Annotated in this window: 27 protein-coding genes; 9 read left to right on the top strand and 18 right to left on the bottom strand. The window is 64.9% G+C overall.

What is annotated here, in order from left to right; translation table 11 throughout:
* The first annotated feature begins 89 nt into the window (after positions 1 to 89).
* Together ACYX4S_RS04985 and ACYX4S_RS04980 are read left to right on the top strand one after the other, a co-directional pair.
* The gene (locus ACYX4S_RS04985; RefSeq protein ID WP_293724599.1) at positions 90 to 551 is read left to right on the top strand and encodes a MaoC family dehydratase; all 462 of its coding nucleotides are present in this window, start codon (positions 90 to 92) and stop codon (positions 549 to 551) included.
* 1 nt (position 552) lies between these two features.
* The gene (locus ACYX4S_RS04980; protein ID WP_476362112.1) at positions 553 to 1437 is read left to right on the top strand and encodes an HpcH/HpaI aldolase/citrate lyase family protein; all 885 of its coding nucleotides are present in this window, start codon (positions 553 to 555) and stop codon (positions 1435 to 1437) included.
* A 25-nt stretch (positions 1438 to 1462) separates the two neighbouring features.
* On the opposite strand, the gene ACYX4S_RS04975 is transcribed toward ACYX4S_RS04980, so the two are convergent.
* Complete coding sequence (locus tag ACYX4S_RS04975) at positions 1463 to 2071, bottom strand: flavin reductase family protein (RefSeq protein WP_476362111.1); 609 nt, start codon at positions 2069 to 2071, stop codon at positions 1463 to 1465.
* The gene (locus tag ACYX4S_RS04970; protein WP_476362110.1) at positions 2068 to 2652 is read right to left on the bottom strand and encodes a nitroreductase family protein; all 585 of its coding nucleotides are present in this window, start codon (positions 2650 to 2652) and stop codon (positions 2068 to 2070) included. Before ACYX4S_RS04970 ends, ACYX4S_RS04975 begins: the two co-directional genes overlap by 4 nt.
* A 226-nt stretch (positions 2653 to 2878) precedes the next feature.
* Between ACYX4S_RS04970 and ACYX4S_RS04965 the strand changes: the two genes are divergently transcribed.
* Entirely contained in the window at positions 2879 to 3952 is a 1074-nt protein-coding gene (locus ACYX4S_RS04965) for a hypothetical protein (protein ID WP_476362109.1), read from the top strand.
* Between the two features lie 6 nt (positions 3953 to 3958).
* Here ACYX4S_RS04965 and ACYX4S_RS04960 read toward each other — a convergent pair whose 3' ends face one another.
* The 8 genes from ACYX4S_RS04960 to ACYX4S_RS04925 all read right to left on the bottom strand — a co-directional run bounded on the left by ACYX4S_RS04960 (position 3959) and on the right by ACYX4S_RS04925 (position 15545).
* The gene (locus tag ACYX4S_RS04960) at positions 3959 to 4828 is read right to left on the bottom strand and encodes a lysophospholipid acyltransferase family protein (protein ID WP_476362108.1); all 870 of its coding nucleotides are present in this window, start codon (positions 4826 to 4828) and stop codon (positions 3959 to 3961) included.
* Positions 4829 to 5036: 208 nt separating this feature from the next.
* Entirely contained in the window at positions 5037 to 7022 is a 1986-nt protein-coding gene (gene thrS / locus ACYX4S_RS04955) for a threonine--tRNA ligase (RefSeq protein ID WP_476362107.1), read from the bottom strand.
* Positions 7023 to 7279: 257 nt separating this feature from the next.
* Positions 7280 to 8953 (bottom strand): methyl-accepting chemotaxis protein, encoded by a 1674-nt coding sequence (locus tag ACYX4S_RS04950; protein ID WP_476362106.1) that lies wholly within the window; start codon positions 8951 to 8953, stop codon positions 7280 to 7282.
* 382 nt (positions 8954 to 9335) lie between these two features.
* Entirely contained in the window at positions 9336 to 11696 is a 2361-nt protein-coding gene (locus ACYX4S_RS04945) for a diguanylate cyclase domain-containing protein (RefSeq protein WP_476362105.1), read from the bottom strand.
* Between the two features lie 121 nt (positions 11697 to 11817).
* Positions 11818 to 13281: a RimK family protein gene (locus ACYX4S_RS04940; protein WP_476362104.1), complete on the bottom strand. Its 1464-nt coding sequence runs from the start codon at positions 13279 to 13281 to the stop codon at positions 11818 to 11820.
* A gap of 5 nt (positions 13282 to 13286) precedes the next feature.
* Entirely contained in the window at positions 13287 to 14432 is a 1146-nt protein-coding gene (locus ACYX4S_RS04935; protein ID WP_476362103.1) for a GNAT family N-acetyltransferase/peptidase C39 family protein, read from the bottom strand.
* 241 nt (positions 14433 to 14673) lie between these two features.
* Positions 14674 to 14958 carry a membrane protein insertion efficiency factor YidD gene (gene yidD, locus ACYX4S_RS04930; protein ID WP_476362102.1) on the bottom strand — a complete coding sequence of 95 codons (285 nt, stop codon included), beginning with the start codon at positions 14956 to 14958 and terminating at the stop codon, positions 14674 to 14676.
* Between the two features lie 137 nt (positions 14959 to 15095).
* Entirely contained in the window at positions 15096 to 15545 is a 450-nt protein-coding gene (locus ACYX4S_RS04925; RefSeq protein ID WP_293724577.1) for an iron-sulfur cluster assembly scaffold protein, read from the bottom strand.
* Between the two features lie 259 nt (positions 15546 to 15804).
* On the opposite strand from ACYX4S_RS04925, the gene folE reads away from it, so the two are divergent.
* Positions 15805 to 16431: a GTP cyclohydrolase I FolE gene (folE, locus tag ACYX4S_RS04920; RefSeq protein WP_476362101.1), complete on the top strand. Its 627-nt coding sequence runs from the start codon at positions 15805 to 15807 to the stop codon at positions 16429 to 16431.
* 31 nt (positions 16432 to 16462) lie between these two features.
* A complete protein-coding gene (gene hisI, locus ACYX4S_RS04915) occupies positions 16463 to 16927 on the top strand; it encodes a phosphoribosyl-AMP cyclohydrolase (protein ID WP_293724575.1) in 465 nt (154 codons plus the stop codon).
* 99 nt (positions 16928 to 17026) lie between these two features.
* Here hisI and ACYX4S_RS04910 read toward each other — a convergent pair whose 3' ends face one another.
* Together ACYX4S_RS04910 and ACYX4S_RS04905 are read right to left on the bottom strand one after the other, a co-directional pair.
* Positions 17027 to 17458 (bottom strand): CBS domain-containing protein, encoded by a 432-nt coding sequence (locus ACYX4S_RS04910; protein WP_293724573.1) that lies wholly within the window; start codon positions 17456 to 17458, stop codon positions 17027 to 17029.
* Positions 17459 to 17657: 199 nt separating this feature from the next.
* Positions 17658 to 18434 carry a rhomboid family intramembrane serine protease gene (locus tag ACYX4S_RS04905; RefSeq protein WP_476362100.1) on the bottom strand — a complete coding sequence of 259 codons (777 nt, stop codon included), beginning with the start codon at positions 18432 to 18434 and terminating at the stop codon, positions 17658 to 17660.
* Positions 18435 to 18732: 298 nt separating this feature from the next.
* Here ACYX4S_RS04905 and ACYX4S_RS04900 point away from each other — a divergent pair, with 298 nt between their 5' ends.
* The 3 genes from ACYX4S_RS04900 to ACYX4S_RS04890 all read left to right on the top strand — a co-directional run bounded on the left by ACYX4S_RS04900 (position 18733) and on the right by ACYX4S_RS04890 (position 21220).
* Positions 18733 to 19389: a PAS domain-containing protein gene (locus ACYX4S_RS04900; protein WP_422070243.1), complete on the top strand. Its 657-nt coding sequence runs from the start codon at positions 18733 to 18735 to the stop codon at positions 19387 to 19389.
* A 105-nt stretch (positions 19390 to 19494) separates the two neighbouring features.
* Entirely contained in the window at positions 19495 to 20115 is a 621-nt protein-coding gene (locus ACYX4S_RS04895; RefSeq protein ID WP_422069287.1) for a PilZ domain-containing protein, read from the top strand.
* A 487-nt stretch (positions 20116 to 20602) separates the two neighbouring features.
* Positions 20603 to 21220 carry a transglutaminase-like cysteine peptidase gene (locus ACYX4S_RS04890; protein WP_476362099.1) on the top strand — a complete coding sequence of 206 codons (618 nt, stop codon included), beginning with the start codon at positions 20603 to 20605 and terminating at the stop codon, positions 21218 to 21220.
* A gap of 128 nt (positions 21221 to 21348) precedes the next feature.
* On the opposite strand, the gene ACYX4S_RS04885 is transcribed toward ACYX4S_RS04890, so the two are convergent.
* Positions 21349 to 21876: a gamma carbonic anhydrase family protein gene (locus ACYX4S_RS04885; RefSeq protein ID WP_293724565.1), complete on the bottom strand. Its 528-nt coding sequence runs from the start codon at positions 21874 to 21876 to the stop codon at positions 21349 to 21351.
* Positions 21877 to 21932: 56 nt separating this feature from the next.
* On the bottom strand, positions 21933 to 22250 hold the full coding sequence (locus ACYX4S_RS04880) for a DUF6949 family protein (RefSeq protein WP_293724563.1): 318 nt from the start codon (positions 22248 to 22250) through the stop codon (positions 21933 to 21935).
* A 230-nt stretch (positions 22251 to 22480) separates the two neighbouring features.
* On the opposite strand from ACYX4S_RS04880, the gene ACYX4S_RS04875 reads away from it, so the two are divergent.
* A complete protein-coding gene (locus ACYX4S_RS04875; RefSeq protein WP_476362098.1) occupies positions 22481 to 23191 on the top strand; it encodes a hypothetical protein in 711 nt (236 codons plus the stop codon).
* A gap of 99 nt (positions 23192 to 23290) precedes the next feature.
* Here ACYX4S_RS04875 and ACYX4S_RS04870 read toward each other — a convergent pair whose 3' ends face one another.
* The 4 genes from ACYX4S_RS04870 to ACYX4S_RS04855 all read right to left on the bottom strand — a co-directional run bounded on the left by ACYX4S_RS04870 (position 23291) and on the right by ACYX4S_RS04855 (position 26754).
* Positions 23291 to 23506, bottom strand: coding sequence for a DUF3126 family protein (locus tag ACYX4S_RS04870; RefSeq protein ID WP_293724560.1), 216 nt, complete (start codon positions 23504 to 23506; stop codon positions 23291 to 23293).
* Positions 23507 to 23748: 242 nt separating this feature from the next.
* Positions 23749 to 24585: a serine O-acetyltransferase gene (gene cysE, locus ACYX4S_RS04865; RefSeq protein WP_293724558.1), complete on the bottom strand. Its 837-nt coding sequence runs from the start codon at positions 24583 to 24585 to the stop codon at positions 23749 to 23751.
* Between the two features lie 535 nt (positions 24586 to 25120).
* On the bottom strand, positions 25121 to 25990 hold the full coding sequence (locus ACYX4S_RS04860; RefSeq protein ID WP_476362097.1) for an alpha/beta fold hydrolase: 870 nt from the start codon (positions 25988 to 25990) through the stop codon (positions 25121 to 25123).
* Positions 25987 to 26754, bottom strand: coding sequence for an alpha/beta fold hydrolase (locus ACYX4S_RS04855; protein WP_476362096.1), 768 nt, complete (start codon positions 26752 to 26754; stop codon positions 25987 to 25989). Before ACYX4S_RS04855 ends, ACYX4S_RS04860 begins: the two co-directional genes overlap by 4 nt.
* Positions 26755 to 26857: the final 103 nt, after the last annotated feature.

Raw genomic sequence — 26857 nt, 5'->3', positions numbered from 1 at the left:
ACTTCCCTTGCGAATTGCGATTTATGGGCTAAACCGGCAAGGGCGATTCGCCGGGCACGGCCGGCGGACACGAAACGGGAGGAGATAAAATGGCCGGATTGCACTTCGAGGAGTTCGAGATCGGGCATGTCTTCCATCACGCGCTGACGCGCACGGTCACCGAGATGGACAACATGCTTTTTTCCAACATGACGCTCAATCCGCAGCCGCTACACATCGACCGCCATTTCTGCGAGACGCAGACCGAGTGGGGCCAGCCCCTGGTCAACAGCATCTTCACCCTCGGCCTGATGATCGGCATCTCCGTCCACGACACCACGCTTGGCACCACCATCGCCAACCTGGGCATGAGCGACGTGAAGTTCCCCGCCCCCGTGTTCCAGGGCGACAGCCTGCATTGCACGACGGAAGTGATTTCGAAACGCGAGTCGAAGTCCCGTCCCGATGCGGGAATCGTCGAGTTCGAGCACAAGGCGTTCAACCAGCACGATGCGCTCGTGGCCGTCTGCCGCCGTCAGGCGTTCATGCGCAAGACCGCCGGAGGCGCGTGACATGCGCTCGCTTCTCTTCGTTCCCGGCGACAGCGAGCGCAAGCTCGAGAAGGGCCTTGCAAGCGGCGCGGACGTGCTGCTCATCGACCTTGAGGATTCCGTCGCACTGGAAAACAAGCCGCGCGCGCGCGAGGTGGCGGCCGCCTTCCTGAAGGCTCAGACAGGTACGACGGGAAGCCGCCCGCGCCTTTATGTACGCGTCAACGCGCTCGATACGGGCGTGACCGAGGACGACCTTGCGGCGATCATGTCCGCACGGCCCGAGGGCATCATGCTCCCGAAATCCGTCTCGGGCCGCGACGTGGAACATCTCGATGCCAAGCTCGCCGTCCACGAGGCGGAAGCCGGTTCCGACGACGGTTCGACGCGCATCCTCTGCGTCGCGACGGAAACCGCCGCATCGCTGTTCAATCTGGGAACCTATCAGGGCGTCAGCCAGAGGCTTGAAGGCCTGACCTGGGGCGCGGAGGATCTCTCGGCCGACCTCGGCTCTCTTGCCAACCGCGATCCGTCGGGAAACTTCACCGAGCCCTTTCGCATGGCCCGCAACCTGTGCCTCTTTGGCGCGGTCGCGGCCGCGGTGGTGCCGATCGACACGGTCTTCACGAATTTCCGCGACATGGAAGGGCTGGAGCGCGAGGCACGCGAGGCCCTGACGGACGGCTTCACCGCCAAGATGGCGATCCATCCGGCGCAGGTGCCCGTCATCAACACGGTCTTCACCCCCTCGAGTGAGGACATCGCCCGCGCGCGTGCCATCCTTGCCGCGTTCGAGGCCGCCGGCAATCCGGGCGTCGTCGGTCTTGAGGGCGAGATGCTCGACCGGCCGCACCAGCGCCGAGCCGAGAAACTGCTCGCCCGCGCCGCCGCCGCCGGCCTGACCTAGGTCGCGCCCCCGCAAACGACTATGTTCAGGCCTTGGGCCTGAACATCTCGAACACATCGCTCACGACCGCATAGTCCATGTAGCCAAGACGCGCGAGCGGACGGGCTCTCGTCACGTCGAAACGCCCGTCGACGATCGCGTCCTTGTCCAGATGGACGGCGACGACCTCGCCAAGCACCAGCCAGTTGTCGCTCTCGGCGCCATCCAGTCCGGTCATCCGGATGGTCTGGAGATGCTTGCACTCGAGCGCCGCCTTCGCCTCGCCGACACGCGGCACCGACACGCACATCGACTCCGTCGCGGTGAGCCCCGCCTTTTCGAACTCCGACACGCCATGCGGATAAGGCGCGGAACTGGTGTTCATCGCGTCCTTCAGGTCCTCCGTGGCGAGATTGAAGACGAACTCCCCCGTCGCATCCACATTGGCGACCGTGTCCTTGTAGCCGGACGAGGAGAACGCGAGGATCGGCGGCGTGTCGCAGACCGCGTTGAAGAAGCTGTAGGGCGCCAGGTTGATCGTTCCGTCCGCCCCGCGCGACGAGATCCAGCCGATCGGGCGCGGCGCCACGATCGCCTTGAAGGGATTGCGGGCCAGCCCGTGCCCCTCGCTCACCTTGTAGGAATGGGTGCTCATTGAGGGCTCCACTCGCTGACGATATCGGAAAGCTCCGGACGCGGGCGCTCCGCCGGTGTTTCGCTCGGCGTGCCAACGTGGATGAAGCCCGCGACGCGCTCCGTCTCGGCGAGGCCGAGCAGGGCGGAGACCTCATCGTCGAAAGCCATCCACTGGGTCAGCCATTGGGCCGCGAAACCACTCGCGTGAGCCGCGACGACAAGGTTCATGCAGACAGCGCCGACGGCAAGCTGCTGTTCCCAGACCGGGATCTTGGGGTGCACGCCTGCCTTTGAAACGACGGTGATCACCAAAGGGGCAAGCGCAAACCGGGAAAGCTCCTGCGCCTTGCGCTCGTCCGACAGCGGGCCGTCGCGCCGCTCGAGGATCTCGACCAGCTTTTCGCCAAGCCGCTCGCGCGCCTCGCCGCGAATGAGCACGAAGCGCCAGGGCGCGAGCTTGCCGTGATCGGGAACCCGCGAGGCGGCGGTCAGCATTGCCTCGAGCGTGTCGCCTTCGGGTGCCGGAGCCTTGAGCGTCACGGCCGGATGGGAGCGCCGGGCGAGAAGCAGGCGCATTGTCTCGGGAGAAGTCTGTATCATGATGAAATGTCTATCCTGGGAAGAACTGCCCGGATGTCACCGGGCCGGATATGGAGCCGAAGCCCCCATTGTGGCGCCATGAGGACGCCTTGGAACGCCCTTGTCAATCTCCCCTAGCCCCGCCACCCGACCGGGAATCCCGGCGTTCCGCCGTCGGTAGGACTCCTTTCACGTCCGCGCGACTTGAAATCGCCCCAGTTTCGGGGTTTGAAGCAGGTCTGACGAAATGGAATTCACGGGAATCAGGGCAGGCTTGATGCTGGGCACATGGAAACTTGTGGCGGTCGGTGCCGCGCTTTGCGTCGGCATGGCCTCCGCGGCCGCGCAGGAAGTCGTGACGCCACCGGTCAAGCCCGAGACCGGACTTGGCGAGGCGATCGATGCCCCGCTTGTCGAAAACCCGCTGGAACGCACGCCCGATTCCGTCGACCCGCTGATCTCCGGTCCGGTGCCGGGCCTCGAGGCACCGGCGGTCCCCTATGCCCCCTATGCCACGCCCGATACGGGCATGCCCGACCTCGGGCACGAGGCGCCGGTCTATCTGGTCGCGCGCCTTTCCGAGGACGGGCCCGCACTGACGCGCGGATTGACCTGGCGTGTCTATGCCGACAAGCCCGCTCCCGACGGACGGCTCGACCTGGTGGCAACGGCCAAGGGCGGCGACGCGGATCTGAGGCTGAAGCCCGGCGACTATCTCGTCCACACCGCTTTCGGTTACGCCGGGCGCACGAGCCGCATCCACGTGCGTGGCGGCGTCACCAGCCAGACCATCCTGCTCAACGCCGGCGGGCTGAAGCTCGATGCGCAGTTCTCCGGCCATCAGCCGATCCGCACCGGCCCGGTCGTCTTCGACATCTACGAGAGCGAATTCAACAGCCGCGGCGAGCGCAAGCTCGTGGCCGGCAACGTCAAGCCCGGCGAGATCGTGCGCCTCAACGCGGATACCTATCATGTGGTGAACCGCTACGGCGCGGTGAACGCGGTGGTGCGCGCCGATATCCGCGTCGAACCGGGCAAGCTGACCGAGGCGACCGTCTATCAGAATGCCGCTCGTGTCACCCTCAAGCTCGTCAGCCAGGAAGGCGGCGAAGCCATCGCCAACACCCGCTGGTCCGTCCTGACGCCCGGCGGCGACATGGTCGTGGAAGCGACCGGCGCCTTCCCGGCCTTCGTTCTGGCCTCGGGTGAGTACCAGGTGATCGCGCGCAACGAGAACAAGCTCTATTCGCGCGAGTTCGCGGTCGCGACCGGCAACCACGGCGAGGTCGAGGTCCTGACCTCCCAGCTTCTCAAGCAGTAAAACCGCTCAGGCCGCGATACGCGGAACGCGGCGGCGCTCCAGCCGCAACCGGCGACGGCGGCGCGACGGCGCCATCGAGACCACCCGCTCGTGCAGATGCGCGATCATCGCCTTCTGGTCGGAAAAGGCGGCAAGCTCCTCGAAGGGAATCGCCGCCCCAACACGCACCGGCAGATCACGCCCCATCATGCGCCGAAACTCGCGGATATAGAGCGACAGGCGCAACGTCAGAGACACGCGCGACACCAGATGGAACAGCGCCGAGTTCTGGCCCTCGAAATGCAGCGGGATCACGGTCGCGCGCGCCGAACGGATCATCTTGGCCGTGAAGGTCTTCCATGGCAGTTCACGCGCCGGACCGAACGGCTTTTCGGCCGTGGCGACACCGCCTCCCGGAAACACGATGATCGTCACGCCTTCACCCAGGAGCCGCAGCGCCTCCTTGCGGGTGCGCATGTTGGTCCTCAAGGCCTCGGCCGTTTCCTCAAAATCCACGGGCAGGGCATAGGGCCGGATCTCCGGCGCCTTGAGCAGTTCGTTGTTGATGAGGATCCGGTAGGGGCGCCCGAGACGTTCCGCCATCGACAGGATCGCGAGACCGTCGCTCAGGCCGAAGGGGTGGTTGGCGATCATCACCAGCGGACCGTCGGGCAGGTTCGCCGGCGGCCAGACGCCCTCCTGCACGACGACATCGACGCCGACAAGGGCGAGAAGGTCCGTCCACTTGGACTGCGAGGTCGCCGCCACGGCATCGCGCCAGTAACGGTAGTAGCCAAGCAGGTACCCCCGCCCGGACAGGGTCTCGATGGCGCGGATCACCCCGCGCTTGAGCCAGGTATGGCCCTCGTTGGCGTAGCTCAGTTCGGTGTCTGTCACCCGTCGGCCCTCGTGCCGATATGCGCCCGATGCGAGACAGGCGGCGAACGTTGTCTTCCGATCAACCGGATTTCTAGCCGCCGTTTCATGACGATCTTGCGACAGACCGGCTGACACCCCCGGCAAACGCGACGGCAGATCGCAAAACGGACCGGCGCGGCATCCCGCGTCGGCCCGTGCTTGGTCTTGTTCCAGTGCGGCGCGAATCTCAGGCCGCGTCGCCGTCCCGCAGATCCGGCGCGACCGCTTCGGCCACAAGGCTCGCGATGGCATCGTCGAGACCCATTGCGCTTTGCTGCTGCGACCCGAGCCGGCGGATGTTGACGGTCCGCTCTTCCGCCTCGCGCTTTCCGCACACGAGAATGACCGGGGTCTTGGCGAGCGAATGCTCACGGACCTTGTAGTTGATCTTCTCGTTGCGCAGGTCGAGTTCGGCGCGAAGCCCAACCTTCCTCACCGCCTGGAACACCTCCTCGGCGTAGGAATCCGCCTCCGAGGTGATGGTGGTCACCACCACCTGCTGCGGCGCGAGCCAAAGCGGGAAATGTCCGGCGAAGTTCTCGATCAGGATGCCGAGGAACCGCTCCATGGACCCGCAGATCGCGCGGTGGATCATGACCGGCGTCTTCTTCTCGCCGTCCTTGTCCACGTAGAAGGCGCCGAAGCGCTCCGGCAGGTTGAAGTCCACCTGGGTGGTGCCGCACTGCCAGTCACGGCCGATGGCGTCCTTCAGGGTGTATTCGAACTTCGGTCCGTAGAAGGCGCCCTCGCCCGGCAGGATGCCGGTCTTGATGCGCCCGCCCGACTGTTCCTCGATCTGCTTGAGGACGCGGGTCATCACCTCCTCGGCATGATCCCACATGGCATCCGATCCAACCCGCTTTTCCGGGCGGGTCGAGAGCTTCACCACGATCTCCGAGAAACCGAAGTCCTCGTAGACCGAGAGGATCAGGTCGTTGATCTTCAGGCACTCCGCCGCCATCTGCTCCTCGGTGCAGAAGATGTGGGCGTCGTCCTGCGTGAAGCCTCGCACGCGCATCAGCCCGTGCATGGCGCCGGACGGCTCGTAGCGGTGCACCGCGCCGAACTCCGCCATGCGCAGCGGCAGATCGCGATAGCTCTTCAGCCCGTGCTTGAAGATCTGCACGTGGCCGGGGCAGTTCATCGGCTTCAGCGCGAAGAGGCGCGTGTCCTCGGCCTCCGGGTCGGCACACTGCACGGAGAACATGTTCTCCTTGTACCAGGTCCAGTGACCGGAGGTCTCCCACAGCGAGGTATCGAGGATCTGCGGCGCGTTGACCTCGTCATAGTCCTCTTCCAGGCGACGGCGCATGTAGGCGACGAGGCTCTGGAACAGGCTCCAGCCCTTGGCGTGCCAGAACACGACGCCCGGCCCCTCCTCCTGGAAATGGAAGAGGTCCATCTCGCGGCCCAGCCGGCGATGGTCGCGCTTTTCCGCCTCCTCCAGCATGTGGAGATAGGCCTTGAGATCCTTCTCGTTGCCCCAGGCGGTGCCGTAGATGCGGGTCAGCATCTCGTTGTCGGCGTCGCCCCGCCAATAGGCACCGGCCACCTTCATGAGCTTGAAGGCATCGCCGATCTGGCGCGTGGTGGCCATGTGCGGGCCCCGGCACAGGTCGAGCCACTCGCCCTGGCGATAGATCTTCACGTCCTCGCCAGCCGGGATCGCGTCGACCAGCTCGACCTTGTACGCCTCGCCCTTGTCGGCGAAATACCGCTTGGCCTCGTCGCGCGACCACACCTCGCGGGTGAACGCGTCGCCGCGCTGGATGATCTCGCGCATCTTCTTCTCGATGACCGGCAGGTCCTCGGGCGTGAAGGGCCAGTCGTCGCCACTGTCCGGGTCGACGCGCTTGAAGTCGTAGTAAAAGCCGTTCTCGATCACCGGGCCGATGGTGACCTGGGTGTCCGGCCACAGGGCCTGCACGGCCTCGGCCATCACATGGGCGGCGTCATGGCGGATGAGCTCGACCGCGCGCGGATCGTCGCGCGTCACGATCTCGATGCGCGCGTCGGCCTCGATGGGAAGCGAGAGATCGGCAAGCTCGCCGTCAAGCGTCACCGCCACGGCCTTCTTGGCCAGTGACTTGGAAATGCCTTCGGCGATCGCGGCGCCAGTCACGCCGGGCTCGAAATCACGCACGGAATTGTCGGGAAAGGTCAGGTGAATCATGGTTCTCTCCGGCTCACTCCTGCAAACGGAGCAGGTAAGCGATGTATTTTCGGATCGCCGTTAAATAGTGGATTTGCGCCAGTGCGGCAACCGTTGCGACGCGGTGGCGTGCACCGCCCCCGGCTCCCATGCCCGTGTTGTACTCCGCGTCGGACAGGCACCCGGTGAAACACCATTCGAACGTACCGCGAAAAAAAGCGGGCCGGACCCTAAGGTCCAGCCCGCCCTGCTTCATTCGCTCCGGAAGCGCTCGTGGCTCAGGCAGCCCTGAGGGTCCGGAGGAACTGGCTCACCTCCTGCTCCAGCGTGCGGGACTGACCCGAGAGCGCACTGGACAGTCCCATGAGCTGCGTCGAGGCCGCGCCGGTCATTTCAGCCGCCGTGCCCACGCCGGAGATATTCTCCGTCACCTCGTTCGCACCCGACGCCGCACGATTGATGTTCGTGGCAATCTCGCTCGTTGCCGCGCCCTGCTGCTCGACGGCGATCGAGATGGCCTGAGCCGCGTCCTGGATCGTGCCGATGGTGCCGACGATCTGCGAAATCGAGTCGACGGTCGTGCGGGTCGCGGCCTGGATCTCCGTGATCTTGCCCGAGATTTCCTCGGTGGCCCTGGCCGTCTGGCTCGCCAGTCCCTTGACTTCGGCGGCGACCACGGCGAACCCCTTGCCTGCCTCACCGGCCCTGGCGGCCTCGATGGTCGCGTTCAGCGCCAGCAGGTTGGTCTGTTCGGCAATCGTCGTGATCAGTTCGACCACTTCCCCGATCTTCTGCGCCGCTTCAGACAGGGAATTGACCTGATGGCTCGTCATGTCGGCGGTCGTCGCGGCATCCTTCGAGATCGACACGGAACGCTCGACCTGTGAGGTGATCTCGTTGATGGAGGCCGAAAGCTCTTCCGCACCGACGGCAACAGTCTGGACATTGGTCGAGGCTTCCTCGGCTGCCCCCGAAACCGCCTGCGCCTGGCGCGAGGTTTCTTCGGCGTTAGCTGACAGCCCCTCGGCGGCGCTGGCGACTTCGCCGGAAGCGCGGACCAGGGACTCGACCAACTGGCCCATCGAGGACTCGAACTGGTCGGCAAGGGCGCGACGCTGGCTCAGAGCCTTCTCGGCGTTGCGTGCCTCCGTTTCAACCTGCTCCGCACGCAATCTCTCATTCTCCCGCAGGCTGTCGCGGAATGTCTGCAGCGTGTTCGCCATATCGCCGAGCTCATTCTTGCGCCCTGCGCAAGGAATGTAAGCGTCGAAGTCACCGCCGGCGATCTGGCTCATCGCGCCGGAAATCCCGACGATGTTCCGGGTCACGTGGGCGACGATGTAGTAGATGTAAACGAGACCAATCAGCCCTGCGATCGATGCCGCGATCGTGAAAACCCAGAAAATCTTGGCGTATTCCGCTTCGGCCTGCGTTGCAGAGGCACGCGATCCTTGCTCGTTGAGTTCTATCAAAGTCGCAAGGTCACGGGACAGGCTATCGAAATCGGTGCGAATTTCGTCACGAAGGATAACCGTTGCTTCCGCGTTCTTGTTCTGGCGCGACAGCTCGACGACCTCGTCGCTGCGCTTCAGATAGTGATCCCACTTTTCCTTGAAGCCGTCATAAACGCCCTGCTCTTCCGCGGACGAAATGAGTTTCTCATATTTCCGGGTATTTGAATCGATGCTGGCCTTGATATCTGCCAACATCTTTTCAGCGGCGCGCATTGACGCCTCATCGACCGAGATGATGTGCTCAGCCTGATAGATACGAAAGTCGGATGTCGATGTATTGATAGCGTTTACGACGCTGACGCTTGGCAGCCAATTCTTGGCCATTTCCTCGGCGCTGCTGTTCACAGCCGCCAAACCCGAGAGACCAACCCACACAAGAGACGCCACTGCGGTCAACAGCGCCACAGTGAACGAAATCAAAAGTGTCCGCAAACTCATTTCCGTCACGCCTCCAAAAGCGGATTACTTCCGATATCTACATTCAAAATAATTAAAGGAAGTTGAAATGCGACATGAAGAAATATTTTTATTCGAAATTCTTCGCTCCATTACCTATATTTCAGGTTTATGTTACGCAACTCTAGGTGAACCGCGGCCCATGGAGGAAGGCTGCGACATCGGAGCAGGCGGCGGCCGGGGAACAGACAGGCAGCCACGCGCCACGAAAATTCCTCCTCTGCACCGGACCCTGTGGTCCGCGTGCAAGGCTCCCTCTTTTTCCAGGGGTGGAAATTCCTGGGAGGTCGCTCCCGCTCTCGCGCCAGGAAAGTCCGCCGATCAGTCGTGCGACGCGTGTCCCGTCTCGTTGTGAGACCAGACCCTAGGAAATCTGACGCAAATGGGCGACCACGCCGCTACCGTCGTTCTCTTCCGGCTCCGCAACCTGGATGCGGTTCCGGCCAGCCCGCTTGGCGGCATACAGGGCCTTGTCGGCGGCGGCAAAGGCCCGCTTCACCGGTTCACGTGCCGGCGCCCATACGCAAAGTCCGGCCGAGAAGGTGAGCGGAACGCCAATGCCGTTCACAACCACCTCGTCTTCCACATGGCTGAGGCGCAACGCCTCGAGCTTGGCAAAGGCCTCACCCTCGACGCCTCCGGTGAACAGCACCGCGAACTCCTCGCCACCGATCCGGGCGCACAGGTCGTTTTCTCCCATGCCCGAGCGCAACCGGGACGCGAAGGAGCAAAGCACCTCGTCGCCAACGCCATGGCCATGCCGATCGTTGATCTCCTTGAAATGGTCGAGGTCGATGATAGCCAGATAGGCGGGGCGAGAGTCTTGCGCGCGCTCGGCCGCAGCATCGGCAATGAACGCACGGCGATTGAGCAAACCGGTCAGATGGTCGAGCGTTGCGAGACGCTGCATTTCCTGTTCAGCCTCCGCTCGCTGTGTCTCCAGCCGGCGCGCGTGCAGCAACAGGCCCAGCGCCATCGGCAACGGCGCAAGAAGCTCAAGCAGTTCTGCTTCGTATTCCTCCGAACGGTTGGCCAGCCCGATCATGCCGAGCAGTTCGTCGCCATACTTGATGGGAAGGCCGAGAAACCGGGTAAGGACCGGATGGCCGGGAGGCACCCCGCGTGCAAGTGGATGGGAGGCCACGTCGTTGGCCACGACGACACCCTCGCTCGTGATGGTCAGGCCGAGCAGATTATCCAGATTCTCGAAAACGAGCTCGCCACTTTGATGCAACTCGTAGAGCCTTGCGCTTTCCGCGTTCCATGAAATATCGGAGATGGACTTGATGACGAGGGTCTTGTTTCCGGTGTCCTTGTGCCTTCCCACCTCACCGATGAAGCCGAACTGGCTTTCGGACAGTTCGATGATGGGTCCGAGCAGCATGTCGCAAGCCTTGCGCACGTCCTTTTCGAGCAGAAAGGCCTGCTGACAGCGGTTCAGAAGGTCGAACAGCTCGCTTTGCTTGCTCTGGCGGAAGAAGGCCTTCTGCCGCTCGCTGACATCGCGACTGGCTCCGATGATGCGTGAGGGCATGCCCTGCGCATCCTTGTCGGTCGTTCGCCCGAAACTCTGCATCCAGATCCAGTGACCGTCGTCATGACGCACCCGGCACTCGACGCTGAAGACCTCCGTGCGTCCCTCGATGTGGTCGCGCCAGCGGCGTTCGAACTTCGCGCGGTCGAGCGGGTGGATCGCCTGCTTCCATGACAGGAGCGAAGGTTCGAGATGGTCGTAGGACTTTCCAACGAGCGCGGCCCACTGCTGGCTGCGATGCAGCTCGCCGGTCGCGAGCGTGCACTCCCAGGACCCGAGCTGCCCGGCGTCCATGACCAGGTTCAGCCGGCCCAGCGCGGTGCGAACCTGCTGGGCGAGTTGCTTCTGGTCCGTCTGGTCGACAAGCAGCCCCTCGACGACGATCAGCCTCCCATCGCTACCGTAGAAGCCCTGGGTGTACTGATGAACCCAGACCTCACGACCGTCCGGGCGCAGGAGCCTGTACTCGTACTCCTGCTTTCCTTCCTCGCCGGCGTTGCGCTTCTGGTGACTGTTGAGGACGTGGATCAGCCCGTCCCGGTCATCCGGGTGCACGAACGAGAGAAACCCGAACCGCGCCGTGTCGGCCGGATCCTTGAGGCCCAGAAGCCGCGCCAGTGCCAGGTTTTCTCCCGCGAGCGGCCACGCCGGCTTGCCATGCCAGCGCATCCGCACGATGGGCCCGTCATTGCTGAATTGCGTGAGCCGTTCCGCCGAACGTCTTGCCTGGGTTGCCTTGAGCAGCTCGGCGGCGACATCGGCAAACCCCTCCAGATCGGAGAGCGCGTCGTCGGCAAGCGCTCCGACGCGATGATCCTTGACGCAGACAACTCCGATAACCTGGCCGTCAACCCGGATCGGCGCACCGGCGTAGGTTCGGAAACGCGGGCCCTCCACCACGCTCCTGAACGACTGGAAACGCTCGTGACAAGCCAGATTGTCTATGAGAAGCGCGCTCTGGGCGGAGATGACCTGGTCGCAGATGGCATCGTTGCGCCGGCGCGTTCCGCAAGCCTCGCCCGCCGAGGCCTTCAAATATTGCGTCGTCCGATCCATGATGGAGATGGTTGCGACATCAACCTTGAACTGGCGCCGCATGAGATCGACAAGCCGGTCAAGCCCCTGATCGCGCTCAAGGAAGATCAGTTCATACCGATCCAGTGCCTGTTGACGTTCAATCTCCTGCGGCATGCGCCTCGCAACCCCGGATCCTCAAGTTCTCATGGGTATTGTGCCGATCATTGGTAACTGAATGAAAAATACTTTGAACCGGATTCGAAATTCCACAACCCCTCTGCGTAAGGAATTCGCCTTACCTCCCCTCGATACGCCGCACGAACCAGCGCACGAGCCGTTCCCATACAGCGTCCTTTTCCGCTGAATCCTCAACGCCGTGATCCAGGTTCGGGTTGTCGTTCACCTCGATGACGACAACCCGGTCCCCGAAGGATTTGAGATCGACGCCATAGAGCCCGTCCCCGATCAGCCGCGCGGCGCGAACCGCCGTTTCCACCACCGCGGGAGGTGTCTCGGCCAGGGAAACGGAGCGGAACGATCCTTCAAGGGACTGCTTTCCGTCCTCGTGCTTGACGATCTGCCAGTGCTTCTTGGCCATGAGATACTGGACGGCGAAGAGCGGTTCGCCGTCGAGTACGCCAATGCGCCAGTCGAAGTCCGTCGGGCAGTATTCCTGCGCGATGATGATGTCGCTGTCGTCCAGAAGCTCCTTCAGCTTTGCCGCGATCGCCGCCTCGCCTTCCAGACGGTAGACGCCCCGGCTGAACGAGCCGTCCGGGATCTTGAGAACCACCGGCGATCCGAGCCGCGCCTCCAGGCTCGCCGCTTCCTTGACGCTCGACAGGATCGCCGTCTTCGGGATCGGAATGCCGTGGGATTCCATCAGTTCCGCCAGATAGACCTTGTTGGTGCAGCGGATCATGGACACCGGATCGTCGATGACCGGCATGCCCTCCTGCACCGCGCGCCGGGCGAAACGGTATGTATGGTTGTCGATGTTCGTCGTCTCGCGGATGAACAGCGCGTCGTGCTGCGCCAACCGGTCGAGGTCGCCCTTGCCGATCGGCACGAGTTCCACTCCCTGGCGCGCCGCGACCTTCGCCATGTGCTTGAGCGAGGCGATGCTGGAGGGCGGCAGCTCCTCCTTGGGATTGGACAGGACCGCGAGCGAATATTTCATCGGCACGCGCTGCTTCGGCGCCCGCCAGGCCCGATGGGTATACCGGTCCAGGCTTTCCATCATGAAGGCGCGCTCTTCGGCGGCAAGCTCCGAGACCGGAACGACGCGAATGCGGGTGATGCGGTTCCACTCGCCCTCGGCGTAGCGCACTTCCAGGATCGGCGCCCTGTACCAGTCGAAGAGAAGCCGTGCGAAAGGCTCGAGAGCGGCGGTTCTCGTCATGCCCAGGCACACCAGCACGCGCGGCCCCGCCTCATCCGCCTTTCCGCCCTTGGCGAGGCACCGGTTCAGGCTGTCCTCGAGTTCGGGAAGGGCGTGACGGTAGAGCCCCTTGCGCGAGAGCTCGATCATCGTCTCCACCGCCGGCAGCACGCGGTGCTGGCGCGCCTCCGCCAGAAGCGAGGCGTAGTAGCCCGCGCCCTGGTAGGCGTAGGACCGCGACAGGTTGATGATGTTCGGATAGCTGCCGGTGAAGAGCTTGGGGCGCATGAGGTACTCGCGCACGCTCATCACCTTGTGCGGCGTATCGGCGTTGGAAACGTCCCGGGGGTTGTCGACGAGAACGACCCATGTGGCCATCGAGGTCAGTCCTTCCTGTGATCGGGTGCATTGAGGATGATCTGGGCGCGCACTGGCGGCTTGCCCCAGCGTGCCATGCGTTCGAACTCGGCGTCCGGGATCGGCAGGTGCGCCGCGTCCTGTGCCGTCTCGTAGCCCTCATAGCCAAGCCACGGATCGTGAATGAACAGGTGGCGCGCGTCCTCGCCCTCGACAAGGATCCAGTGAGGCCCGCGCCTGCCGAGCATCCGGTATTCCGAGATCAGCACGATCGCGAGACCGCCGCCCCGCACGACCGCGGCGAGATCGCGGGGCGCAAGCTGCTCCTCCATCGAGACGATGCCGAGCCGGTTCGCCTCCTCTCGGTAATCGTCCTGGGTCACCTCCATCACGCGGCGCTTGTCGGCGTCGCGCACAGAGGACAGGAACAGGTGCCCGGGCGGCGACAGGCGCACCTCGGCGCGCAGCCCCCTGCGCGCGGCGGCAACCGCGAGCCCGAACGGCCCGCAACCGCCATGCCCGGAAGCCAGGTAGATCGTCGTTGCCTCGCGCCACAGCCGCAGTTCCAGCCGCTCTCCCGGCTCCCGCTCGACGCCGAAGTGTCCGAGCGCCATCATCAGGGCGCAGGGACCGCAGGTGAAATCCGTGGTCTGGGCGAAAAAGGGCACGCGCGAGACCGGGGCGGCCGCGTCATGCAGGACCTTTTCCATCCTCAGCGCCGCCATGCCGTCGGCGTAGTAGTCGGAAACGCGCCCATGTTGACGATAGCCGGCCCTTGAATACAGCGCGCGCGCCGGCGCGTTGTCCTCGCGAACCTCGAGACGCAGCACGATGCGGTCGCGGGCATAGGCGTCGCGCTCGGCCGATGCCAGGAGTTGCGCCGCGATGCCCCGCCCGCGCAGCCCTTCCAGAACGGCGAAGGAATAGAGCCTGGCCAGCGCCGTGCCGGTCCGGAACAGTAGCAAGGCGTAGCCGACCAGCTCGCCGCCCGGCAGTTCCGCCACGAGGCACGACGCACCGGGGCTTTCCAGAAACCGGCGGAACGAACGCCGCGAGATCCGGTCGGTGCTGAAACACGCCGTCTCGATGACGACCAGGGCGCCAAGGTCCTCGGCCCGCGCCGGGCGCACATGGATACCGGGAGATGTTTCCAGGGGAAGATGCGGGATCACGGGACCGGCCGCTCCACGACTTCACGGACGGCACGGACACAACCCGGCAACGCTCCGCTTCAAACGACAGGGAAGACTGAAACGCCCTTTTCCCCGTGACCGTCGCGGTAAAACCCGCAAGCGGCGCAGGCGCGGCACGCAACTCGCTTCATACGCCCGTTCGCGGGCCGCGTCTCGTGACGCTTTCGCATGGCTGTGACGGGTTTTGCATGGGCGCGGCGGAGAGCCCCAGGATGTGGCCTCAGTCGAGCCGTGTGGCCGGGTCGATGTGATCGCTCGTCCACTGGCCATAGCGCCAGGGTGTGTACCAGCGCGCGGTATCCGGAAGCCGCTCGGGGATCGGATCGAAGCCGCTGCCCCCGCCCGGGCGGCAGCGCATGATGCGCGCAAGCCCGACCCAGCCGCCTCTCCACAGCCCCCACCGCGCGATGGCGTCCGATGTATAGGACGAACACGTGGGCGCGTACCGGCAGGACCGTCCGAGAAAGGCGGAAAAGGTCAATTGGTAGACACGGATCAGCACCATCGCCACCCGTGCGACCGGCCCCGGCGACCGCCTTCGCTCCTGTGCGGATGGAGACGGGGGCGGGTCACGATGACCGCAACTGCCGCACATGGCACGTCCCCCGTTTCAGCTACGCCGCACCTGCATCGATGCCGACGTCAGGCCACGGCCTCGGCGGCGCGTTTCGCGCGGATCTGGTCGAGCGCGTCGACCACCGCGTCGAAGACCAGAAGCGTGGACGCATGACGTGCCTTGAAGTCGCGCACCGGCTCGAGCACGGCGCAATCGGCGAAGCGCCCCGTCGGTGCCGGACCGTTTTCCTTCAGCATGGCGCGCATTTCCTCGCGCACCTGCCTCAGTTCCGCCTCGCTCGCGCCGATGATGTTGCGCGCCATGAGCGAGGCCGAAGCCTGGCCCAGCGCGCAGGCTTTGACGTCCTGTGCGAAATCGGTCACAACATCGTCTTGCAGCTTCAGGTCGACAAGGACCGTCGAGCCGCACAACTTTGAGTGGGCCTTCGCCGAGGCATCGGGGGCCTCGAGACGACCGATACGGGGGATATTTCCGGCCAGTTCCAGGATCCGGGCGTTGTAGATGTCATCAAGCATGGATGCCTCTTCAAGAACGCGTGAACCGGTTTCAAGCCATTCACGGCTCCGACAAAGACTATATATAGGTCCGGGCCGGGGAAGGAAACGTGTCCGCCCGTCACAGGCGGGAACGAAATGGGGAGGGGCCAAAATCCTCCGCATTTCGAGCGTTTTGACTTGCGGCCCCGGCCGGGGCCGAACTGGTGGCCGGCACTGGTCCGAAGCCGCGGGGACAGCGTAAGCGATGCGACAGACAATACAATCGGGAGAGTCCTCCATGGATGCCATCTTGAATCCGGTCGGCGACAACGGCCAGGCCACGCGGCCCGAGCGTCCGACGCGCGAGGAAGCCGAGGCCGCCGTTCGCACCCTCCTTGCCTGGGCGGGCGACGACCCGACCCGCGAGGGACTTCTGGACACGCCCAAGCGGGTCGCCAAGGCCTATGGCGAGATTTTCGCCGGCTACGCCCAGGATCCGGGCGAGCACCTGGAGCGCACCTTCGAGGACGTTGGCGGATACGACGATATCGTCCTGGTGCGCGGCATTCCGTTCTTCTCGCACTGCGAGCACCATATGCTGCCCTTCGTCGGCACGGCCCATGTCGCCTATTATCCCTCGGAAGGCGTGGTCGGCCTGTCGAAGATCGCCCGCGTGGTCGACATCTTCGCCAAGCGTCTGCAGACCCAGGAGAACCTCACCGCGCAGATCATCGGATCGCTCGACGAGCACCTCTCCCCGCGCGGCATCGCGGTGATGCTGGAAGCCGAGCACCAGTGCATGACCATGCGTGGTGTGCAGAAGCAGGGCGTTTCCACCATCACCACCCAGTTCACGGGCGTCTTCCGCGACGACCCGTCCGAACAGGTCCGCTTCATGAGCCTGGTGCGCGATCCCCGCCGTTGAGGCGACGCGCCCGGCCCCACCGGAATTCGACATGACCGAAACGCTTTTCGCTCCGCGCGGCACCGCCGCGGAGATCGAGGAAGGCACCGCCTTCCAGCCGAAATTCGACGCCGACGGGCTCATTGCCTGTGTCGTCACCGATGCCGGCGACGGCACCGTCCTGATGGTCGGCTACATGAACGCCGAGGCACTTGCGCGCACAATCGAGACCGGCGAAGCCTGGTTCTGGAGCCGCTCGCGCAAGGGCTTCTGGAAAAAGGGCGAGACCTCGGGCCAGGTTCTGGTCGTCGACAGGATCCTCACCGACTGTGACCAGGACGCGCTCGTGCTGAAGGTCAGGGTGGGCGGCAACGGCGCGACCTGTCACGTGGGATACCGCTCGTGCTTCTACCGCCATGTCGTGCGCGACGCCTCCGGCAACGTGTCGCTGGCGCTCAACGGCGACGACAAGGTCTATGACCCCGAAGACGTCTACGGGCACAAGCACTCGCACTGATCATCATGGACCTGTGAAACATGCGGAACGGGCCGGAGCGCGATCGCTCCGGCCCGTTTTCATTTTCCGTTCCCCGCTCCGGCGCAGCGCCGGACTCGGTCAGGTCATGGCGATGTAGTTGCGCATGTCTTCCGCCTCGCGCTCGATCTGGGCGATGCGGTACTTCACCACGTCGCCGATGGAGACGAGGCCGTCGAGCTTGCCGTCGCGAACGATCGGCACATGGCGGAAGCGTCCGCCGCTCATGCGCGCCATGACGGAGTTGATGGATTCCTGGGCCTGGCAGGTGACGACCTTGCGCGTCATGAACTCGCCAACCGGCTTGTCGAGCGCCTCCGGCCCGTCCTGGGCGATGGCCCGCACCACGTCGCGCTCGGAGATGATGCCTTCGATAGTGCCGCTCGCCTCGGTAATGACGATGGCGCCGATCTTCTTTTCGGCCAGCGTCGCGCAGATTTCGCGCAAGGTGTCCCCGGCCGCCTTCGTGGTGACCTCACGCCCCTTCTCGTTCAAAATCGCTGCAACCGTCATGAGCCGCTCCTCCGCTGGCTTGCCGGTCCCGCCTTGCGCCTCGTCGAAAACCGCCCTCCCGAGGGATTCGACCGGATGGCGGGCCGTGCAGGCTGTGGCCAAACGACCGGCATGATGCGCCGATCGAAACGTCATCATGCCATGTTGACGCATCATGTCCAGCAGCACGACCCCGGCGCGGCAATGCCGCCGCAGGTCGTCAGGCGCGTCTGGCCGAAAGCGGATCGAACAGTGAAAACAGTACGAAGCCGGCAACGAAGCCGCCGATATGCGCCTCCCAGGCGATCGCGCCGCCCTCACCCAGGATCCCTGGCGTCACCAGGCCGAACAGCAGGTTGATCCCGAACCAGACGCCGAGGAAACCAACCACCTGACGATGCGCGAGCGCCTCGCGGAAGCCCGCCGCACGCACCCGGTACGCGCCGGGGTCGCTGCGCCGGATCGCGCCCAGCGGGCCACCCATCTGGAACACGAAGCGCGTTGCCGCCGCCATGTGACCGGAAATCGCGGCCGAGGCGCCAACCATGGGCGCCACCTCGCCAATGTGGAACAGGAGATAGAACGCCGCCCCGGCCACCGCGCAGGTGGCCGAGAGCAGCAGGAAGCGCAAGGCACCGAAGCGCCTTGCAACCGCGCCGCCGAAGATGACCATCCAGAGCATGTTGAAGATGAGGTGCGTCCAGCTTCCATGCAGGAAGGCATAGGTGAGGAAACTCCACACCCGCGCGCCCTCGCCGCCGGGAATGCTCTCCGCCGCGCCGGCAAGGTAGCGGGCCGGCAGAAAGGCGAAGGTCAGGAGCATGGTGACCGTCTCACGCTGGGACAGGACCAGGGCGTCGACCGCATGGATCGCCGTCATCAGTCCCGCCAGCGCGACGATCACGCCCGGCAGGTTGGAAATCGGCTCGGACCGGGGCGGTGGGGGCGGCGGCGGTGTGTGATCGAAGGGATCGCGGGAGGGTTCCGGGGTCGACACGAGCGGCATTCTCCCTGACGCGGCAGCCCTTTCGGACCGAGGGATGGATACGGGAAGGGATGGGTAGCACGCCCGCCCCGCATGCCCAACCCCATCACTCACGGTCTTTTGTCGCGGGCATCCGCCCCCCGTGCCGGCGGGGTTTCCGCGCGTCCCTTCGCCCTTTTGAGCCGTCTGGCACGCTGCGTGCAGCCTTCTGGTCAGGCGCCCGGTCAGGGGCCCGGATCTGTCCCGCATGGGGACAGACACGGGTGGAAGGGGATCGGGCGTCCCGAAACGAGGAACGAAGGGCGTGGAAATGAAACACCCGGTGACACAGAGGCTCTACGGCTACTGGGACGGACTGCGTGGCGACCGCCCCGCGCCGGACCGCAACGAGATCGAGCCGGGCGCCATTCGCGGACTTCTCGGCGACACGTTCATTCTCGAACTGATCGACCGGGACACCTACCGTTACCGCCTTGCCGGAACGCGTCTTTGCTCGCTGCATTGCCGTGAGCTGAAGAACCGCAACATCCTGCGCGGCTGGAACGACGAGGACCATGAAGCCCTCTCGACGCTCCTGGCGGCCGTGACCGAGGATGCCGCGGCGGCGGTCCTGGGCATTGCCGGCTACACGGAACGCAAGCAGGCGGTGGAGATGGAAATGCTGCTTCTGCCGCTGCACATCCCCGGCGAGGGCTGCTCGCGCGTGCTTGGAAGCTGTGTCGCCCTGGAACAGCCCTACTGGGCGGGAATGCATCCGATCCTGTCACAGAGCATCAAGAGCGTGCGCCTGCTCTGGCCGGACGAGCGCCCCTCGTTCCTGGACCTTCGTGGCAGCGCTGCCGCCTCCCCCGTTCCCCAGATCCGGCGCTCCATGGCCTCGGTCTCTCCGGCGGCCCACGCCGCCCATGCGGTGGCCGGCGCGCGGCAGGTCCAGCACCTGAGGGTCATCGAGGGCGGCAAGTCCTGACAGCAGGCGGCGATTACGCTATCTTAACGCTCCCGCCATAGGGTGAAAGCTGCAGCGTTCCGGCGGCTTTGACCGTCCTGGTGCTCAAGGGAAGGTCGTTGACGGATGGCGCAGGCCACTGCACTCACATACAAGACACCAGCCGCAACGAAGAGTTTCGACCGTCGCCGCCATTCGCGCGTGAAGGTGAACATTCTCGGGCGCTTCATGCGTGAGGATCGGCTGGAGTATCCTTGCCAGGTCGTGGACATGTCGCCCGGTGGCGCCGCGATGATCGCGCCCGTCGCCGCGCGCATCGGCGAACGCATCATCGCCTACATCGATCATATCGGCCGTGTCGAGGGCCAGGTCGTGCGCGAGATCGAGGGCGGCTTCGCCATCTCCATCAACGCGCCGCTGCGCAAGCGCGACAAGCTTGCCAACGTTCTCACGTGGCTGGCCAACCGCGACGTCCTCAACCTGCCGGAAGACCGGCGGCACGACCGCTTCACGCCGAAGAACCCGCTCACCCAGATCGTCCTGCCCGACGGGCGACAGTACCAGTGCCGGATCATCGACCTGTCGCTGTCGGGTGCGTCGCTGCGGACCGACGTCAAGCCGGAGATCGGTGTGTCCATCGACATCGGCAAGATGCGTGCCCGTGTCGTGCGCCACACCGAGGAAGGCATCGCGGTCGAGTTCGCGAACGTGCAGAACCGCGACCTGCTCGAGCACCACATCTCCTGATATCCTGCGGACCGCTTCCCATCGTCTCGCCTGACATCGCCTCGCCCACACGTCCCGTGTGACGGGGCGCGACGACACGTAGCCGCGTCCCTGCCCGCACCTGCCCGCTCCGGCGCCTGACTGCTCCGGCGTCCGGCTGTTCCGGATCGCGCCGAAAATGCGTCGCCCGCCACCTTGAGGCTTGCGAACCGGGCACCCGGGGTCTCCCCCACGCCTTCCGCCATCTCCCGTGAATGCGATTTTTCGACTTTTTTTCGCGCCCGCATGGCGGTCATTCGCTGGTCGCCAGACGTGCTTGACGAGCCCATGCCCGCGCTGCAGGCCGCAGTATTCCGGGATCGATAAAATTTGAATCAATTTAAGATCAAAACAAGAAAAAAACTTCCTCAAATTCAATTCTACTTCGCTTCAAAACCGGATGCGGGGCTTATCCCGCGCTAAAATCGCGTCTGGCAATGTCGTTTCAACCTTGGGGAAGGGAAACGACATGAACAAGACATACAAAGTACTTGGAGCCATCGCCGCCGTCACCATGCTCATGGGCTTCGCGGAGGCTCGTGCGGACGGAGACACCGGCCGTTTCATGAAGGTCGGATCGGTCGCGAGCGCTCCGGCCGGTCACACGGGCTTCTGCATGGAGTTCCCGGACGAGTGCCGGTCACGCGGCGACCAACCGGTCGTGGTCAAGATTGACTCCGACCGCTGGGACGAGCTGATCGCGATCAACGCCGAGGTAAACCGCCGGATCCGGCCGGTGACCGATATGGAGCTCTTCGGCGTCGAGGAATACTGGACCTACCCGACCGACGGGGCGGGCGACTGCGAGGAATACGTTCTGGAGAAGCAGCGGGTGCTGGAAAGCCGGGGCTGGCCGCGCAGCGCGCTTCTGATCACCGTCGTGAAGGACACCAACAACTCGGGGCACGCCGTTCTGACCGTCAGGACAGACAAGGGCGACGTGATCCTCGACAACCAGATCGAGGCCGTCCTGCCGTGGTATTCGGCTCCATACCGTTTCGTGAAACGGCAGTCGGCCTCGAACCCGGCCCGCTGGGCCGCTATCAGCGACCTCCGTGTCAGCACGGTGGCAAGCCTGAAGAACTGACCTGAACTGAACCTGTTTAACTGCGCTTCATGCCTTTCGGCACCTGTCCGCCCCTTCCCCACCCATACGGGCGGGTGCCGTCGGCCGGTCCCTCGTGGACCGGCCGTCTTTTTTTGTGACATCACGCCTCAGAGCGCGACGAGCCCCTCGGCGAAGCGCTTCCAGTTGCGCACGTACGAGCGCGCGCCCTCGGTCAGGCCGGCGGCCGCCGCCTCGTCCAGGCTGCGCGCCACCCGGCCCGGCATTCCCACCACGAGCGAGTTGTCCGGGATCTCCTTGCCCTCGGGGATCAGCGCATTGGCGCCGACGATGCAGTTGCGGCCGATTTTGGCGCCGTTCAAAACGGTGGCGCCCATACCCACCAGGCTGTTGTCGCCGATGATGCAGCCATGAAGGATCGCCTTGTGCCCGATGGTGCAATCACGGCCGACCGTGAGCGGGAAGCCCTCGTCCGTATGCAGCACGCAGCCGTCCTGCACGTTGGAGCCCTCGCCGATGGTGATGGTCTCGTTGTCCCCGCGAAGCACGGCGCCGAACCACACGCTGGCGTCCTCGAGCAGGACAATGTCGCCGATGAGGGTAGCGCAGGGAGCGATCCAGTGACGGTCGGCGGCCGGAAGCCGCGGTGAACGCTCGCCGAGACGGTAAAGGGGCATGTCTTGTCCTTCCTGCTGAAGCTCTCGCGCGGACGCTCTGCCGCGCCCGCCATACGTCAGTTCAGGATGACGAGTAGCACATGGATCACCATCACGCCCGAGCAGATGCTCCACATTCCCGCGATCGTTGACGAGGCGACGAGCCAGCCGAAAGGACGCTGCTCGATGCGCCGGCCGCGAATCGCGTTGCGCATGATGATGAAAGGCCCGGCGAAAACGCACATCAGGCAGGACGCAAGCCCGGCGAGCCAGGTCTCTACGGAAAACACGAAACGGGGCGGCTGCCCCGTCACAAGCTGATAGAAACTGCCAAGAATGCCGGCAATCACAAAGCCCGCGCACCCCAGATAAACCGCGAGCACCAAATCAACCATAGGCCCGTTAACCCCTCGTTAACCAATATTGTCCGAGCCTGTGCGACAAGCCCGTACCCTCACGCCTGCCAAGCAGCAAGTTGCGTGCCGGTTCGGATTGGCTGTTAAGGAAACGGTAACCAAGCAATGGCGCTGACGCGGCTCTCCATTCCGCCTCGAAACGGGACACCTGTCCCGTCGCGGAACAGCCGTGCCCGTCTCGTCCCGCCGCCGGGCAAGACGGGGAGCGCATGATGATGCCGCTCACCCTTCCCAGCGGCACGGGAATGCGGGCGCGCCACTTCGCCGCCATCGTCCTGGCCCTGGCCCTGGTGGGAACCGCCTATGTCGCCCACACGGTCGGCAACTGGATGAATTTCGCCCGCGCGCCCAGCACGTGGAGCGAACGCGACGTCCCCCTTCCCGTCACGCTTGGAACGCTGGAACTGTCGGTTCCGGCCAATCTCATGCGCCGCGTCGAGGAGCGGGTCGCGGGCGGTGCGCTGGAGCGGGTCAATCTCGCCGTCCTGTGGCCCTCGCTCGAGGGATACAGCGAGCTGCGTTCGCGGATGTTCTCGGACTCCGGCGACATGTCGCCGGTGTTTCACATCGCGCTTGCCGACGATGCCACGACCATGGAGACAAGCGAGCGGCTGAAGCGGGTCTGGCTGTCACTGGCCAGCGGCGAGGCGCTCCCGGGTCCCGACGGGCTCGCGCTGCTTCCCCTGCCCGGCGACACCTCCTCGGGCACCGACTTCGTGGCCCACAACGTGTCCGGCGACGGCGTATTCGCCGCACGCTGCTTCACGCCCCGCGACCGGGCCCTTGCCGCCAACTGCGAACGCTCGATCCGCGTCGGCGAACGGCTTTTCGTGACCTACCGCTTCCGCCAGGCCTGGTTGTCCGACTGGCGCAGCCTGGACGCACGCATCTCGGCGCTCGCCGGTTCGCTGCTGCGCTGAGGCTCCCCGCGACGTCGCGGTTTCCCCCTGGAAACGCAAAAAGGGCGCCGAACCCGCGTCCGGCGCCCTTTTTCTCAAGGCTCTCGCGTCCCGAAGACCTCACACCTCGTCGAGGTCGATCTCCAGGATGGCCATCTGGAAATTCCAGCTCAGATCGTCGTCGTCGTCGTCGCGATACAGAACGCCGATGAACTCGTCACCGATGTAGACCTCGGCGGAATCGTCCTTCTTCGGCCGCGCCCGGACGGACAGCTTCGGAAGCTCGAACTTGTGCTGCAGGTAGGCTTCGAGCTTGCGGATTTCGTCTGCCTTCACGGTGGGCTCCTCTTCTCGGCCGGCCTGCGACATGCGGGCGGCATTCATCGGTTGCGTCTTTCCGGTCCCTTTCGGGCGAAACAAGGGCATCGCGCCCGACCGAAGCACTTCGGCCGGGGCGACGCCGGCTGGGGAGACCCTACACATTCGCAGGGCCGAACCAACCCGCTAGCCGGCGTTCTCCCCATGCGCCTCCGCTCCTGGGGAGAACAGCCCTCGCGCGGACGGGGAACCCGGCGCGATCAGCCGCCGGCGCCGCCGGTGTCCGCCAGAAGCTGGTTCATGCTGCGCGACGGCTCCGCGCAGCCCGCCTGGCCGACAACCCTGGCCGGCACGCCAGCCACGGTGGAGTTCTCCGGCACGTCCTGCAGCACCACCGAGCCGGAGGCCACCTTGGAGCAACGCCCGATCTCGATGTTGCCGAGCACCTTGGCGCCGGCTCCGATCAGCACCCCGTTGCGGATCTTGGGATGGCGGTCGCCCTCCTCCTTGCCCGTGCCGCCCAGCGTCACGTTCTGCAGGATGGAAACATTGTCGCCGATCTGCGCCGTCGCACCGACGACGATGCCCGTTGCGTGATCGACGAAGACGCCCTGCCCAACCGGCACCGCCGGATGGATATCCACCTGGAACACCTCCGAGCAGCGGCTCTGCAGATAGAGCGCGAAGTCCTTGCGCCCGCGCTTCCAGAGCCAGTTGGCCAGCCGATGCGTCTGCAGCGCATGGAAGCCCTTGAAGTAGAGCAGCGGCTCCAGGAAGCGTGTGCAGGCCGGGTCGCGGTCGTGAACGGCGACGATGTCGACGCGGAAGGTCTCGGCCAGTTCCCGGCTCTCGGCGAGCGCCTCGAGATAGGTCTGCCGGATGAGCGAGGCGGAGACGACCACATGACCCAGCCTGTCGGCCAGACGGTGGACGACGGCCTCTTCCAGGCGGTCGTGGTTGAGAACGGTTTCATAGACGAAGGAGGCGAGCGCAGGCTCACCCCTGACCATCGCCGAGGCCTCTTCGCGAAGACGCTCCCAGACGGGGTCGTGGCGCGGCAGGGACGCCGCCTCCGTGGCATTCGTGGATTGCGGCATTCCTGCCTCCTTGCCGCTCGGGGGCTCCAAAGGGGAGCGCGGAGCGTGCGTTCAAGCTGCGGTCTCGTTGATGATCATATAGCGAACGGGGGCTGGAAGACCATAGATCGCGACCGGGACCGCAACGTCATGTCCGCTCCGGGCTCGCACCGCCCGCGCATCGCCGCGACGGAGTCGGTTTGTTAACCGATTCCGGCCAGTCTCGGGATGAATGAAACGCCCGGCCCCGCATCTGTAGGGGGCCGCTTGACGACAAGGGCAGGAGCTGATTCCCTGCGCCCGTCAAGTCCGCTTGATTCTGCATCTGAAGATGCGGATTCAACACTTCAAGCACCTGAATCACCATCTCAGGCGCGACGCGCGGCCAGACCCAAGTTAAAGCAGGAAAATAAAAATAATCACAAGCATCTGCTACCATTCCCTGATGCGGTGACTTAACGCGAGCTCATGCTCCGCGTTAAGTTTCAGTTTACCATGTAAACCACTGAATTGACTCATCTCATCTCACTTCAACGATAAGCGGAGCGAAAAGCGGTCAGGCCGCCTCCACACGCTCCAGGAACCCCAGCACCTCATCGGCGAAGGCATCGTTCCTGTCCCCTGCCACCATGTGGCCCGCGCCCTTGACGTCCGCGTGACTCGCATGGGGAACGAGTTCCAGGAACTCCTCGACATGGGCGTCGGTGACGAGTTCCGAACGTGCGCCGCGCACCAGCAGAACCGGAAGCTTGAGCGCCGCCGCCGCCGCGATCAGCTCGCCCTCGATGTCCGCCGGTGTGCGGTCGTCGTGAGCCCGGGCGCTGATGAAGGCCGGGTCCCAGTGCCAGCGATATCGCCCGTCCTCGTGCAGGCGCAGGTTCTTCGACAGCCCGTCCAGATTGTCCGGCCTCTTGCGATGCGGCAGGTAACCGGCGATGGCATCGGCGGCCTCTTCCACGGTGGCGAAGCCCTCGTGCATCCGGTCCGACATGAAGGAGATGATGCGCTCCACCCCGCCCCGGTCGAGCCTCGGCGTGACATCGACCAGCACCAGCCCGGACAGCGTGCCGGGCCGCAACCGCCCCTCGGCGAGCATGGAGGCCAGCCCGCCGAGCGAGGCGCCGATGGCGATGGGGCGCCTCCCCGCCTCGGCGGCGATCGCGTCGCTCACGGCGATCACGTCGCGACCGAAGTCGGCAAAGGCATAGGCCCCGCCGGGAATCCAGTCGCTGTCGCCATGGCCGCGCTGGTCGATGCTCCAGGCCCTGAGCCCCCGCTCCGCGAGCCTCTTGCCCGTGGCGCTCCAGGCGTGACGGGTCTGACCGCCGCCGTGCAGGAGCAGCGCGGGTCGCCCCGACGCACCATGCAGGTCGCCGACGAGCCGGTTGCCATCGGCCCCGGCGATCTCGACGCGCCGCCCGCTCATGCGACGCCCTCGCGCGCCACCCCTTCCAGGAACTCGAGCACGCCGGCCTTGTAGACCTTGTCCCCCACGGCGACCATGTGATCGCGGTCGGGAATCTCCAGCACCCTGGCGCGCGGCAGCAGCCGGGCAAGCTGCTCCGGCGAGCCGGCGATGTCGTCCCTGGTGCCCACGGCCACGAGCACGGGCTGGGCGATGCGCCCAACATCCGCCTCGGAGATCTTCTGCCGCGAGGAGCGCATGCAGGCCGCCAGGGCCAGCCGGTCGGACTTGGTCTGGTCGGCGAAGGCGCGGAAGGCCCTTCCGGTGCGGTCCGTCACGTCGGAGAGCTTCTCGGCCTCGAGCGCGCTGGCGATCGGCTCAGGATCTCCGACGCCCGTGACCATCCCGTATCCGAGCCCGCCGAAAATGACGCTGCGCACGTGTTCGGGATGGTTCAACGCCAGAAAGGCGGAAATGCGTGCGCCCATGGAATAGCCCATGACATCGCAGCGCTCGATGCCCAGGTGCGCAAGCAGCCGCGCAGCGTCTTCCGCCATGACCGGTGCGCCATAGTCGTCCGGGTTGTGGCTTCCCTGGCTTTCGCCATGCCCGCGGTTGTCGATGGCGATGACACGCCGCCCGGCCTCGGTCAGAAGCTTCACCCAGCCCGGGTAGACCCAGTTGACGCCCTTGTTGGACGCGAAGCCGTGAATGAGCAGGATCGGCTCTCCCCGCCCCTCGTCGAGGTAGGCGAGACGCAGGCCGGCGGAATCGAAGAAGGGCATACTGTTTTACCTTTACGTAAAGGTCATATATCGGAGTCCTACGATAGGCGTCCCGCGTTCTCTTGAAAAGGCCCGCGACCACTCTCCCACGGGGCTCCATGTC

Source organism: Stappia sp. ABD4_338 (genome assembly GCF_056312175.1).
This window is presented reverse-complemented; position numbering and strand designations above follow the sequence as displayed.